Genomic DNA, 12,956 nt, shown 5'->3' with positions numbered 1-12,956 from the left:
CGGGAGGTTTAGACGCCCAGGAATTCGACGGCAGCGTCCTTGAAGGCCCGGCTTGTGATCACATTGGTGTGCGTGCGCCCGGGAATGACCAAGGTCTCCACCATGCCGCCATGCTTGCCCGCAATGGAGGCAAGCTCCGGCATGGTCGCAGCCCTTTCGTCCTTCTCGCCGGCCACCAGCAGCAGTGGCATGTGCGGGGCCGCCTCGGCAGGATCGAAAGGTTCGCCCTTGATGGCCTCGATGAGCGACAACATGGCAAACAAATTGTTGCTGGGCAGCATCTGGGCCATCTTCAAGAGCCCCGCGGTGGACTGGTCCTCTATGGGCGTGCCGTCAGCGAGGTGCTTTTGAGCAGCCACAAGGTCGAACGCTGCCAGCGGATCTGCTGAGCTTGGGCCGCCCAGGACGATCCTATGGACCAGATCGGGCTGCGTGGCACCAAACTCCCACGCCAGCCGTGATCCGAGCGAATAACCAATGACATCAAGTCCCGTGGAAGGGTCGCCGTCGCGCAAGGGGCGTGCACCGGCGTCGGTCACTATCTGCAGGAGATCCGCACGGATCCGGCTGGGGGTGTAGGAGTCCAGGTCCTCGGGGGAGTGGCTTCGGCCATGGCCGGGCAGGTCCACGGTGATGACCCGGCGCCCGGCGTCCTGGAGCGTGGTGATCCAGCCGCTGTCGGCCCAGTTCAGTTTGCTGGAGGAAGAGAAGCCATGGATCAGCAGGACGGGGCGCAGCCCGGCGTCGGAAGCCGGCTCATGAACCTCGACGAACAGCCCAGGGTCGGTACCTTCCACTGTGTGCCGCTGCTGTTCCACGGTGTGCCTGCCAGTCATCATGTCAGTCCTCATCGAGTACGGCGCTCAGGCGGACCCTGCGCTTGGGTGCTTCGTCCTTCGGAACAGTGCCCACGATTCCGGCGGTGTCGTCCGGAACCTCGAACACAATCAGCGGTGCGCCAACGTTGATGGTCTCACCGGGCGCCCCGTGAATACGCACCACTTTACCCGCCTGGGGGCTGGGTAATTCGAGCGCGGACTTGCTGGTTTCGAGTTCCACGATCGGCTGGTTGCGTTCCACTTGCTGGCCGGGTTCCACCAGCCAGTCGAGCACGGTTGCCTCGATGAGGCCCTCGCCGAGGTCCGGAAGCGGGAAGGAAATTTCAGCCACGGCGGTACTCCAGTACGCGTTGGATCCCAAAGAGGATGCGGTCGATGTTGGGGATGTATTCGTCCTCCAGGTCGCCGGAGGGGTACGGGACGTCGAAGCCGGTCACACGCTCCACCGGTGCCTTCAGCGTTGCGAAACAACTTTGCGTAATGAGTTGGGCGACTTCGGCGCCGAGGCCCGAGGTCAGCGGCGCTTCATGGACGACGACGGCGCGCCGCGTCTTCCCGACGGACCTCGCCAAGGCTTCGGCATCAATGGGCTTGAGCCAGCGCAGGTCAAGGACTTCAATGTCTATGCCGTCCTCGGCCGCGAGCTCGGCCACCTGGAGGCACCGGGCTACCATGGCACCCCACGCCACCAATGTGAGGTGGCGGCCTTCCCTGGCCACGCGGGCGCCGGTGAGGCTGCCGCCGTCGGGTGAGCTGCCGTCGTGCGCTGATGTGGCAGGGACGGCGGCAGTGGAGGTGACATCCACCGGGCCCTTCTGCCAGTAGCGGGACTTCGGCTCCATGAAGATGACCGGGTCCGGCCGCGTGGCAGCGTACTTGAGCAGATGGTAGGCGTCGTGCGGGTTTGAAGGGGAAACCACCTTGAGTCCCGGTACGTGCGCGAACAATGCCTCGAGGCTTTCGCCGTGGTGCTCGGGTGCGCGGATACCGCCGAAGCTGGGCACGCGCAGGGTGATGGGCATGGGCAACGTGCCGCGACTGCGGTAGTTCATCCGGGCGATCTGGCAGACGATCTGGTTGATGGCCGGATAGGCGAAGCCATCGAACTGGACCTCGGGAATCGGGTGGAAACCGGCCATGGCCAGGCCCACGGACATGCCTAGGATGCCGGACTCGGCCAAGGGCGTGTCGAACACGCGGTCCTCGCCGTGCTTGGCTTGGAGGCCGTCGGTGATGCGGAACACGCCACCGAGCCGGCCGCAGTCTTCGCCGAAGATGACAGCTTTGGGGTTTTCGGCCAGGACCTCATCGAGTGCGCGGTTGAGCGCCTGCTGCATGGACAGTTGTTCAATGCCGGCCGTTTCAGCGGCGGCGGAGGGCATTTCGGTGATCGTCTCAGACATGTTCTGACTCCTCGCGCCACGCGCTGGCTTGGGATTGAAGGGCCGGAGTTGGCTCCTGGAAGACGAGGCTGAACATTTCAGCGCCCGGGCGGGGACCCAGGTCCTGGATTCCGGTCCGGATGGCTTCTGCTTCTTCCTCTGCCCTGCGTTGGGCGTCGGCAAAGAAGGCTTCGTCTGCAACGCCGTCGGCCAGCAACCTTTGCTTGAACCGCTCCAGCGGGTCCTCTCCGGCATCGAGTCGCTCTTCTTCCAGGGTCCGGTAACGGCCGGGATCGTCGGCGGTGGAGTGCGGCCCGCGGCGATAGGTCATGGCTTCGATCACCACGGGTCCGTTGCCGCGGCGGCAGTGGGCGAAGGCGGAGCGGGTGGCTTCGAAGACGGCGACGACGTCGTTGCCATCGACCTGCAGTGCAGGTATGCCGTATCCGGCCGCCCTTGCTGCGACGGATCCGCCGGCCACCTGGCGTTCGGTGGGCACGGAGATTGCCCAGCCGTTGTTCTGGATGAAGAACACCACAGGTGCCTTCATGACAGCGGCGAAGTTCATGGCTTCGTGGACGTCGCCCTGGGATGAGGCGCCATCGCCGAAGTACGTCATGGCTACCCCGGTTTCGCCGTCAGCGGCGGCAAGGGTCTGGCCGTGGGCCCATCCAACGGCATGCAGGACCGAGCCCGCCACCACGGCCTGGATAGGTGCGAACCTGGATTCCAGGGGGTTGTACATTCCGCCGTGCCACGTGGCCTTGTGGGTGGACATGTAACCCACCATGTCCAGGCCCATGGCCCGGGCCACGCCCATCTCCCGGTAGGTGGGGAAGACGAAGTCCCGGTTCAGGTCCACAGCGTAACCGCTGCCCACCTGGGCTGCTTCCTGCCCAAGCTCAGGCGCGTACCCGGGGATGATGCCCTGGCGTTGCCAGGCTACGGCTGAAGTGTCCAGGTGGCGGACCGCTGCCATCAGCGTGTACAGCTCGCGGAGTTGATGGTTGGATAGCGGGGCGGCGTCGTCATCGACGGCCGCAAGCGCTGGTTGAGTCGTCATGGTTGTGACCCTAGTCACCGCATAAGCTCTTTCGCAATAAGCTCAGTGGTGACACAACACTTTGTACAAGTTGAATAAGCAAAGAAGCCCTGCGCAGTACAAACTGCACAGGGCTTCCGGAATCTTGCTAGCAGTAGATTACCTAGCCTGGTGGTCCGGCTTTCCTGCTTTTGCCTTGGCGTTGAGGAAGCAGCCGGCGGCAATGACCAGGATGAGGATGACGGTGCCGACCAGCTGGCCCGCGCTCTCAGGGTTGGCGAAACCCACCACGAAGATCAAGCCCAGCAGGACCAGGCCCAGGATGGTGAGGTAGGGGAAGCCCTTCATGCGAAGGGGCAATTCTGCGCCTTCGCGGTCTGCCCGGCGCCGCAGGATGAATTGGGACACCAGCGCGGTACCCCAGACAACCAGGCAGGTGGACCCTACGAGGTTCAGCAGGGCAGGCAGGATCTTTTCCGGAAAGAGCAGCTCCAGGATGGTGGCAATGAAGCCGAAGGCTACCGAGATTCCGACGGCGGCCACGGGCACCTTGGCGGTGCTCAGCTTCGACAGGAGGCGGGGCGCTTCGCCACGCTCGGACAAGGAGAAGATCATCCTGGATGCGCCGTAAAGGTTGGCGTTCAAGGCGGAGAGCAGCGCTACCACGGCAACCAGGGTGATGGCCGATCCCGCACCGGGAATTCCTGCGATGTCGAGTACTCCGGCGAAGGGGGACTTCAGGCCCTCCGAGCCCACAGGAAGAATGGCGGCAATGACGAAAACGGAGCCGATGTAGAAGACCAGGATGCGCCAGACCACCGTGCGGATGGCCTTGCCGACGCTGTGGGCGGGATTTTCTGTTTCAGCCGCGGCGACGCTGACGATCTCGGTGCCACCGAAGGCGAAGATCACCACGAACAAGGCCGCGGCGATGCCGCCGATGCCGTTCGGCGCAAAGTCGCCGAAGGCGGAGAGCCCTGGTGAGGTGGCGTTGGGCAGCCAGCCGAACAGCAGCGCGGCGCCGATGAGCAGGAAGATCACGATGGCCGCCACCTTCAGGATGGCGAACCAGAATTCGAACTCCCCGAAGTTCCGGACGCCCACCAGGTTGATGCCCGTGAACACCACCATGAACACCAGTGCCAGGACCCAGACCGGGATCACCGGCCAGACCGAGAAGAGCAGTCCGGCGGCACCCAGTGCTTCTGCCGCGATCACCACCACCAGCTGCAGCCACCACAGCCAGCCGATGGTTCCGCCGGCGGTCTTGCCCATGGCTTTTTCGGCGTAAACGGAGAAGGCGCCGCTGTTGGGGTTCGCCGCCGCCATCTCACCCAGGGCCCACATGACGAGGATGATCAGTGTTCCCGCTACGAGGTAGGAGATGAGGACGGCCGGGCCGGCGGCCTGCACGCCGGCGCCGGAGCCCAGGAAGAGGCCTGCGCCGATCGCGCTGCCCAAGCCCATCATGGTGAGCTGGCGGGGCTTGAGTGAATGGCCGAGGCCGGATGTTGGGGCAGGAGCCGCGATGGACTTCGTTGTCATACGTGTCTACCTTCTATGGATTTCATACGGGGTGTGGCGTGCCGGCCTCTTGGGCCGGGCAGGCGCGGCGTCGACGACGCAGCAAGAGCCGTGGAATAATTCTCGCAGTTTGTAAGATACATCACTTTTTGCTTAGGCGATGTGATGAGTAGAGAACCCCGGGGACAGGAACTTTGATGCTGGTCGATGCGCTTGATGCAAGAATTGTACGTTTCTTCACTGATTCACCGCGATCTTCCGTGCTGGAGGCCTCGCGGGTACTGAAGGTTGCCCGGGCGACGGTGCAGTCCCGGATTGACCGGATGATTGAAAACGGGGTCATTGGTTCCTGGGTCCCGCAGCCCGATCCTGCCAACTTCGGCTTCCCGGTGGTGGCGTTCTGTTCGGTCACCATCACCCAGGAGATCGGCCACGACGCCATCATTGAGAGCCTCAGCGCCATTCCCGAGATCATTGAGGTCCACACGGTTACGGGGAACTCCGACCTGATGGTGCGGATCGCCGCCCGGTCCAATCCGGACATGCAGCGCGTGCTCGATGCCATGATTGCCACCAAATCCGTGGTCCGCTGCTCCTCCGTGATAGTGCTCAACAGCCATATCCAAGGCCGCACCTTGCCGCTGATGGAGGCGGCGGCGAAGGCAGTGTGACGTAAAGCATTTTGCGGACCGGGCGCAGAGTCGTACCATTAGTTCTAGTCAACATGACTTTAACTAAAGCTCCGGTTCCTGGACCGGACGGCGACGAAGCGAGGTGAACGCCGTGAACCCCAGCTCAGCAAACGTCGCCGAGAGGCGGCTCGCACCGCCGTCGTTGGCTATTTCCACGGTGATTTTCGCCCTCCGTCCCAGCGAAACATCCGGCCGTCCTACGCTGTGGCTGCCGTTGGTCCGCAGGATCCGAGAGCCCTACAAGGACATGTGGGCACTCCCGGGCGGTCCCCTTGCCCATGACGAATCGCTGCAGGACGCGGCCTCACGGAACCTTCGCGAGACCACCGGCCTGACGCCGCATTACCTCGAGCAGCTCTATGCCTTCGGGGGACTTCACCGCTCGCCCACGCAACGTGTGGTGTCGATCGTCTACTGGGCATTGGTGCAACCCACCGAGGCTGCGCTGGCGGACGAATCCGAGAACGTCCGGTGGTTCCGCGCAGACCGGCTGGGCGAACTCGCCTTCGATCACAACGCAATCGTGGACTACGCGCTGTGGCGGCTGCGCAACAAGATGGCCTACGGGTCCATTGCCTACCACCTGCTGGGGGAGTACTTCACCCTGGCCCAGGTCCGCGAAGTCTACGAGGCCGTGCTGGACCGGCAACTCGATCCCGCGAACTTCCGCAGACACATCAAGGCCACGCCGGAAATCGAAGAAACCGGTGAATACCTCCAAGGCGGAAAACACCGCCCACCACGCCTCTACCGCTTCACCGGCACGCCCGGCCTCGGGCCAGATAACAGGAGTACACCATGAGCAGCGTCAACACTGCCGTCCAGCTGATCACCCGCGAAGAAGCCGAAAAGGGCCTCTCCCGCGCAGGGTCCACGTGCAGCCCGGCCCTGGCCAGGGGTCCCTGGGAATACGACCTTGCCGAAGCCCTCTCCGGCGAGCCCGCCTACGGCCCGGGCGCCTCCAGCAGCGACGTCGCACCCAAGGCGACGCCGCGACAAGGCCAGCTTCCGGAAGAGTACAAGAAGGCCACAGATGCCGAACTGGATGCCCGCATCCGCGCCGCCAAAGCGGCGCTCGGGGACCGGGCCGTCATCCTGGGGCACTTCTACCAGCGTGACGAAGTCATCCAGTACGCGGATTTTGTGGGCGACTCCTTCCAGCTGGCCAACGCGGCCCTCACCAAGCCCGACGCCGAGGCGATCATCTTCTGCGGCGTGCACTTCATGGCCGAAACCGCCGACATCCTTTCCACCCCCGAGCAAGCGGTGATCCTGCCCAATCTCGCTGCGGGCTGCTCCATGGCTGACATGGCGGACGAAGACTCCGTTGAGGAATGCTGGGAACAGCTCGAAGAGATTTTCGGCACCGGGGTGGACGAACAGGGCAGGGTTCCCGTCATCCCCGTTACCTACATGAACTCCTCAGCAGCGCTGAAGGCCTTCTGTGGTCGCAACGGCGGCATCGTCTGCACCTCCTCCAATGCCAAGGTGGTCCTGGAATGGGCCTTCGAGCGTGGCCAGCGTGTCCTGTTCTTCCCGGATCAGCACCTGGGCCGCAACACCGCCAAGGCACTGGGCGTCCCGCTGGAACAGATGCCGATGTGGAATCCACGCAAGGAACTGGGCGGCAATGACGAGCAGACGCTCCTGGACTCCCGGGTGATTCTCTGGCATGGCTTCTGCTCGGTGCACAAGCGCTTCAACGTGGGCCAGATTGAAAAAGCCCGCCAGGACTTCCCGGGCGTCAACGTCATCGTGCACCCCGAATGCCCCATGGAAGTTGTTGACGCCGCCGATTCTGCCGGTTCCACCGACTTCATCAAGAAGGCGATTGCCGCCGCCACCGAACCCACTACGTTCGCCATCGGTACAGAGATCAACATGGTGAACCGCTTGGCTGCGGAAAACCCGCAGCACACCATCTTCTGCCTGGACCCCGTGATCTGCCCGTGCTCCACCATGTACCGCATCCACCCCGGCTACCTGGCCTGGGTGCTTGAGGAACTTGTCGAGGGCCGCATCGTCAACCGCATCACTGTGGACGACGCCGTACAGGATAACGCGAAGATTGCCCTGGAACGCATGCTGGCCGCGAAGCCCGCATAGCCGACCCGGCACATCAGACCTAGCCGAATCGAGCCCCACATGACTACAGAGAGCCTGGCTGGAAAGACCGCACATGGGCGGTTGATCGTCGTCGGAAGCGGCATCGCCGGCCTGTACTCTGCCTTGCTTGCCGCAGAGGCCGGTGCGGAAGTGGTGCTGCTGACCAAAGGCGCGCTCGCGGACAGCAACACCTACTATGCGCAGGGAGGGATCTCTGCCGTGCTGGAGGAACCCGCTCCCGGTGACACCGTAGCTGCCCACATCGCCGACACCTTGCGGGCCGGCGCCGGTCATTGCAACGAAGAAGCCGTTCGGGTGCTTTGCACCGAAGCGCGGCGGGACATCGCAGGGCTCGGGCGGTTCGGTGTGCGGTTCGATCTTGACGACGACGGCGACCCTGCACTTGGACTCGAGGCAGCGCATTCGGCGCCACGGATCCTCCACGCGGGCGGCGACGCCACCGGTGCAGGAGTAGCCTCGGCCCTGATCAGGACCGTCCTGGACTTTCAGGCACAGGGCAGGATCCAGGTGATCGGGCATGCCCAGGTCACGGACCTGATCCACCAAGCAGGCCAGGTGGCAGGCGTCAACTTCCTCCACGAGGGACGTGGGCAGAGCCTCCGTGGCGACGCCGTTCTTCTTGCCACGGGAGGTGCCGGGCAGCTGTTCGCCCAAACCACCAACCCCTCCGTGGCCACAGCCGACGGCCTGGCACTCGCGTGGCGGGCAGGAGCTGCACTGGCTGACCTCGAGTTCTTCCAGTTCCACCCCACCTGCATGGTGCCCGGTGGAGCCCCCCAAGAAGCAGACGGCGATGCACACCCCCTGCTGATTTCCGAGGCAGTCCGCGGCGAAGGCGCCATTCTTCTTGACGCCAACGGCTATCGCTTCATGCCGGACTACCATTCGGACGCGGAGCTGGCGCCGCGCGATGTGGTCTCGCGCAGCATCGCCCTGCACCTTGACACGTTGGGCGACCCCAATGGGCACGTGTTCCTCGACGCCACCGTCATTGACGAGTCGCGCGGTGCAGGGTTCCTGGAAAAGCGCTTCCCAACCCTGAGTCGGCACACCCGCCAGGCCGGCCTCGACTGGACCAAGGACCTGGTTCCCGTGGCACCGGCGGCGCACTACTGGATGGGTGGGGTGGTAACGGACCTCCACGGCCGGACTTCGGTTCCCGGGCTGCTGGCTGCCGGTGAAGTCGCGTGCACCGGTGTGCAGGGGGCAAACCGGCTGGCCAGTAACTCCCTGCTTGAAGGACTGGTGTTCGGGCGCAGGGCTGTTGAAGGGTTCCTTGGGTCGAACGGTGAGTCGTCTGACGGAGCCCCTCTGCGTGCCGACTCGGCCGCGGGCGGCCTCGCTTTTATGCACGCTGCCGGGACCCCGGCAGGCGACAATCGCAGCGGAACCTTCAGCGAAACCGCCGCGCCAGCGGGAGCCAGCGGGTTCTCGCGGCAGGCCCTTCGGCGGCTGATGACCGCCAAGGCTGGCGTGCTCCGGAGCGGGGAGTTGTTGGCTGAGGCCGCAGAGGTCTTGGGGGAATGGGAAGAGGCTGCCGGTCCCTTGAGCGTTCCGGAGTCCCTGGATGTCCGCGTACACGAGGACGCTAACCTTCTGCTGGCCGCCCAGTTGCTCGTGAGGGCTGCCCGGGAACGGCGGGAGTCACTGGGGGCGCATTACCGCAGCGACAGCGTGAAGGCACCAGCCGCCGTCGACGATTTTGACAAGCGTTACACCATGAGCCGGAAAGTGAGCCTCGTCCATGACTAACCTGACCCTCCCCGCAGCCCCCGTGCGGGATATTTTGGAACGGGCCTTCGCGGAGGATGCGCCCAGCGGGGACATCACGTCCCAGCTGCTCATTCCGGCTGAGGCGCAGGCCGTGGCGGTCCTCAACGCCAGGGTCCCCGGCGTGTTCAGCGGCGGAACCGTGTTCCGCGACGCCATGAAGACAGTTGATCCGGCCACCGAAGTGGAGTTGCTCCTCGCCGATGGTGAAGCTTTCGACGCCGGAACCCACCTTGCACGCGTCAGCGGCAGTGCGCGCTCGGTCCTGCTGGCCGAGCGGGTGGGCCTGAACCTGGTGCAGCGCATGAGCGCGATCGCCACCAAAACCGCAGAGTTCGTCCGGCTGGTGGAAGGGACACGGGCCCGGATCACCGATACCCGCAAGACCACCCCCGGGCTGCGGGTGCTGGAGCGCTACGCCGTCCGCTGCGGCGGGGGAGCGAACCACCGTTACAGCCTCTCCGACGCCGTGCTCGCCAAGGACAACCACCTCGCCGTCATGACCGGCGGCGACGCCGGCAAACTGACTGAGCTGCTGATCGCTGCCAAAGCCCAGCTTGGCCACACCACCCACTTCGAAGTCGAAGTGGACAGCGCAGAGCAGATCGAACCAGTGCTGGCAGCGGGCGTGGACACCATCATGCTGGACAATTTCTCCCTGGAGGAGCTGCGTGCCGGCGTCAAGCAGGTTGATGGCCGGGCCATCGTGGAAGCCAGCGGCAACGTAAACCTGGACACCGTCACCGGCATCGCCGCAGCAGGAGTGGATGTCATCTCCATCGGCGGCCTGACCCACAGCGTGAACGCCCTGGACCTTGGCCTCGACATCGAACTCACCACGGGCCGGAACTGAAAGCCGGCTCCGGTCATGATCTTCCTCGACGCCGCTGCCACCACGCCGGTCCGTCGCGAAGTGCTGGAGGCCATGTGGCCCTATCTCAGCGGCGAGTTCGGCAATCCCTCAAGCCACCACACGCTTGGTGAATCGGCAGCGGCGGCGCTCGCGGCGGCACGGTCCGGCGTCGCGAAAGTGTTCAACTGCCGCCCCGGCGAGGTCACGTTCACCTCGGGTGGCACCGAAGCGGACAACCTTGCCGTCAAAGGCATCGCATTGGCGCGGCGGGAGGCTGACCCTGCATTGAAGCGGGTGGTGATCAGCGCCGTCGAACACCCGGCGGTGGAGGAATCGGCGCGCTACCTGGAACGGGTCCACGGTTTTGTGGTGGATGTCGTGCCGGTAGACTGCGACGGTGTTGTCACTGTGGACGCGCTGCGCAGCGTCCTTCAGCCGGGGACCGCCCTGGTGAGCATCATGTACGCGAACAATGAAATCGGAACCGTGCAACCTATCGCCGACCTGGCAGAGGTTGCCCACGATGCCGGTGTTCCCTTCCACACGGACGCCGTACAGGCTGCGGGGTGGTGTCCGCTGGATGTGAAGGAGCTCGGCGTTGATGCCATGAGCATTTCAGCGCACAAATTGGGGGCGCCGAAGGGTTCCGGAGCCTTGTTCGTCAAAGGCCGGCTGCGCCTGGAACCCCTCATGCACGGAGGCGGGCAGGAGCGGGGCAAACGTTCGGGAACGGAAAACGTGGCCGGAGCCGTCGCTTTGTCCACGGCCCTGGCGCTCTCCCATGCCGATCAGCGGGAACAGGCGGACCGCGTTGCGCTCTTGCGTGAGACCTTCATTCAGCGGGTTTTGGACACCGTTCCTGACGCCATGCTGACAGGACATCGGAGCCGGCGCTTGCCGTCGGTCGCGTCCTTCTGCTTCCCGGGAACCAGCGGCGAATCGGTCCTGCTGGAACTCGAACGCCTGGGAGTCGTGTGCTCCAGCGGTTCGGCGTGTGCTGCTGGATCAGATGCGCCGTCGCCGGTTTTGGTGGCCTTGGGCATCGCTCCGGAAACCGCCCAGACGGCGGTTCGCTTCAGCTTCACTTCCGCCATCACCGGCAAAGAACTGGAGACGGCCGCCGGGGCGGTGGAAACCGCCGTCGCGCGTGTCAGGAACCTCGCGGCCCCGCAAGCCGGCTGACACCGTGCGCTGCGCCGGGTGCTCGGCGCCGGGTGCTCGGCGCCGGGTGCTCGGTGCCGGACGCGCCGTGTTGGAGGTGCCGTGTTAGACGTGCCGCGCCCGGCGGAAAATCCAGTGACGCAGCAAGGTGAAACGGACGGCGGTGGCCACGAACCCGGACAAGGTAGTGGTCCAGAGTTCCTCGGCGACGCTGGCTTCCGGCTTGAAAAGATGCAGGACACCCAAGCTGCCACCTGTGATCAGCAACGCGATGCCTATCACGAGCACGCCGCTTAGGTGGTCCCGCGCACGCTTTTTACTGCCAGTGATCTTGAACGTCAGGCGGCGGTTGAGCGCCGTATTCATGAGTGAGGTCAGGATCAACGCCACGGCATTGGCCAGTTGCGGGTCGATGAGTGGACGCAGCAACGCGTAGATGGCCAGCGAGCTTCCCGTGCAGATAATCCCGACGCCGGTGAAGCGCAGCAGCTGCCTCACGACGGGGTATCTCAGTACGCCGCGATGCCTTTTCCGGGGTGGTTTGTGAGGGGGAGACGGCAGTAGCCCTGTGGCGTCCGCAGCTGTCTCCATGGGGTTAAGCCTGACACACTATGCCGGCAGTTCCTCCCAGGAGGCGCCCGCCACGGGGTTGCTGAGCTCTCCGATTCCTTCGATGCTGCACACCACGGTGTCGCCGGGGTGGATGCGCGCGCTCTCGGCCGGGAAGCCGGTGAGGACCAGATCGCCGGGCTGGAGAGTCATGAACGAGGTGAGGTAGACGAGGATCTCCTCGACGTTCCAGCCAAGATCGGCGGTGCTGGCCGGCTTCAAGGCGGTTCCGTTGTGAATGATCCCGATGCCCAGGCGCGGGTAGTCTACCGTGGTCACTATCCACGGGCCGGCCGGGGTGAAAGTGTCCTGGCTCTTGGCGCTGATCCACAGTTCATCGCTCTTTTGCAGGTCCCGGGCTGAAACATCGTTGCCGATGGTGAAGCCCAAAACTGCGGACCGGGCGGTTTCCAGGGTCAGGTTCCGCGCCGCGCGGCCGACCACAATGGTCAGCTCCGCTTCGGGATCCACATGGCCGACGGATGTGCTGAGCTGGATGGCTTCGCCCGGGCCAATCACGCTCGAGGCCGCCTTGTGGAAGGCCTGGGGAGGCAGGTCGCGGCCGGGTTGTCCGGTGTTGTGGGCCATGCCGAAGACGTTGACCGGAACGGACGGAGCAAGGAACGTGAAGGCGTCTTCAGTGACTTCCGAACCCTTTTCCCACCCCCCGCGCGAAGGGCTGGGCGCATTGGCCCGGGATGACGGAAACGGGGAGTCGATGACGGACCATATTTTCCCCTCCGCGGACGCGAAATCCGGGGCGTCGTTTGCTACAAAGAAGTGCTCGTCCGGTGAAGCCGGATCGAGGGGGCGGACGCGGGCGATTCGACGCGCGGGGGCTGAAGTCATGATGACATCCTACGTCCTCCGTCGGTGATGCCGCACTTGAGGCGCCCGACGCCGTCGTAATCTGCCGTGCCGTGGAGGGAACCCCACAGGCGCGGGGCTTAGAATCCC

General features: G+C 64.5%; 13 protein-coding genes. 6 read left to right on the top strand and 7 right to left on the bottom strand.

Annotated elements, in window-relative coordinates; all coding sequences use genetic code 11:
- Positions 1 to 8 precede the first annotated feature (8 nt).
- The 5 genes from HMI60_RS12200 to HMI60_RS12180 all read right to left on the bottom strand — a co-directional run bounded on the left by HMI60_RS12200 (position 9) and on the right by HMI60_RS12180 (position 4,808).
- A complete protein-coding gene (locus HMI60_RS12200) occupies positions 9 to 839 on the bottom strand; it encodes an alpha/beta fold hydrolase (protein WP_018776288.1) in 831 nt (276 codons plus the stop codon).
- A 1-nt stretch (position 840) separates the two neighbouring features.
- Positions 841 to 1,170, bottom strand: a complete 330-nt coding sequence (locus tag HMI60_RS12195) for a biotin/lipoyl-containing protein (RefSeq protein WP_018776287.1) — start codon at positions 1,168 to 1,170, stop codon at positions 841 to 843.
- Positions 1,163 to 2,242 carry an alpha-ketoacid dehydrogenase subunit beta gene (locus tag HMI60_RS12190; RefSeq protein ID WP_193589727.1) on the bottom strand — a complete coding sequence of 360 codons (1,080 nt, stop codon included), beginning with the start codon at positions 2,240 to 2,242 and terminating at the stop codon, positions 1,163 to 1,165. Before HMI60_RS12190 ends, HMI60_RS12195 begins: the two co-directional genes overlap by 8 nt.
- Complete coding sequence (locus tag HMI60_RS12185; RefSeq protein ID WP_079580513.1) at positions 2,235 to 3,284, bottom strand: thiamine pyrophosphate-dependent enzyme; 1,050 nt, start codon at positions 3,282 to 3,284, stop codon at positions 2,235 to 2,237. The genes HMI60_RS12190 and HMI60_RS12185 overlap by 8 nt, the downstream gene beginning before the upstream one ends.
- Before the next feature lie 138 nt (positions 3,285 to 3,422).
- Positions 3,423 to 4,808: an amino acid permease gene (locus HMI60_RS12180; RefSeq protein ID WP_193589726.1), complete on the bottom strand. Its 1,386-nt coding sequence runs from the start codon at positions 4,806 to 4,808 to the stop codon at positions 3,423 to 3,425.
- 176 nt (positions 4,809 to 4,984) lie between these two features.
- On the opposite strand from HMI60_RS12180, the gene HMI60_RS12175 reads away from it, so the two are divergent.
- The 6 genes from HMI60_RS12175 to HMI60_RS12150 all read left to right on the top strand — a co-directional run bounded on the left by HMI60_RS12175 (position 4,985) and on the right by HMI60_RS12150 (position 11,411).
- A complete protein-coding gene (locus HMI60_RS12175) occupies positions 4,985 to 5,458 on the top strand; it encodes an Lrp/AsnC family transcriptional regulator (protein ID WP_018776283.1) in 474 nt (157 codons plus the stop codon).
- 103 nt (positions 5,459 to 5,561) lie between these two features.
- Complete coding sequence (locus HMI60_RS12170) at positions 5,562 to 6,281, top strand: NUDIX domain-containing protein (protein ID WP_018776282.1); 720 nt, start codon at positions 5,562 to 5,564, stop codon at positions 6,279 to 6,281.
- Positions 6,278 to 7,585, top strand: coding sequence for a quinolinate synthase NadA (nadA, locus tag HMI60_RS12165; RefSeq protein WP_018776281.1), 1,308 nt, complete (start codon positions 6,278 to 6,280; stop codon positions 7,583 to 7,585). The genes HMI60_RS12170 and nadA overlap by 4 nt, the downstream gene beginning before the upstream one ends.
- Before the next feature lie 39 nt (positions 7,586 to 7,624).
- Positions 7,625 to 9,358, top strand: a complete 1,734-nt coding sequence (locus HMI60_RS12160) for an L-aspartate oxidase (protein WP_193589725.1) — start codon at positions 7,625 to 7,627, stop codon at positions 9,356 to 9,358.
- Positions 9,351 to 10,229, top strand: coding sequence for a carboxylating nicotinate-nucleotide diphosphorylase (gene nadC / locus HMI60_RS12155; RefSeq protein WP_079580509.1), 879 nt, complete (start codon positions 9,351 to 9,353; stop codon positions 10,227 to 10,229). The genes HMI60_RS12160 and nadC overlap by 8 nt, the downstream gene beginning before the upstream one ends.
- Before the next feature lie 15 nt (positions 10,230 to 10,244).
- The gene (locus tag HMI60_RS12150) at positions 10,245 to 11,411 is read left to right on the top strand and encodes a cysteine desulfurase family protein (protein WP_193589724.1); all 1,167 of its coding nucleotides are present in this window, start codon (positions 10,245 to 10,247) and stop codon (positions 11,409 to 11,411) included.
- A gap of 84 nt (positions 11,412 to 11,495) precedes the next feature.
- Here HMI60_RS12150 and HMI60_RS12145 read toward each other — a convergent pair whose 3' ends face one another.
- Positions 11,496 to 11,981 (bottom strand): GtrA family protein, encoded by a 486-nt coding sequence (locus tag HMI60_RS12145; RefSeq protein WP_026266912.1) that lies wholly within the window; start codon positions 11,979 to 11,981, stop codon positions 11,496 to 11,498.
- Between the two features lie 18 nt (positions 11,982 to 11,999).
- Positions 12,000 to 12,848: a fumarylacetoacetate hydrolase family protein gene (locus tag HMI60_RS12140; RefSeq protein ID WP_193589723.1), complete on the bottom strand. Its 849-nt coding sequence runs from the start codon at positions 12,846 to 12,848 to the stop codon at positions 12,000 to 12,002.
- Positions 12,849 to 12,956 lie beyond the last annotated feature (108 nt).

The organism is Paenarthrobacter sp. YJN-D (assembly GCF_015040335.1).
Taxonomy (GTDB): Bacteria; Actinomycetota; Actinomycetes; order Actinomycetales; family Micrococcaceae; genus Arthrobacter; species Arthrobacter nicotinovorans.
The sequence above is the reverse complement of the archived record's forward strand: the minus strand, read 5'-3'. Positions and strand labels throughout refer to the sequence as shown.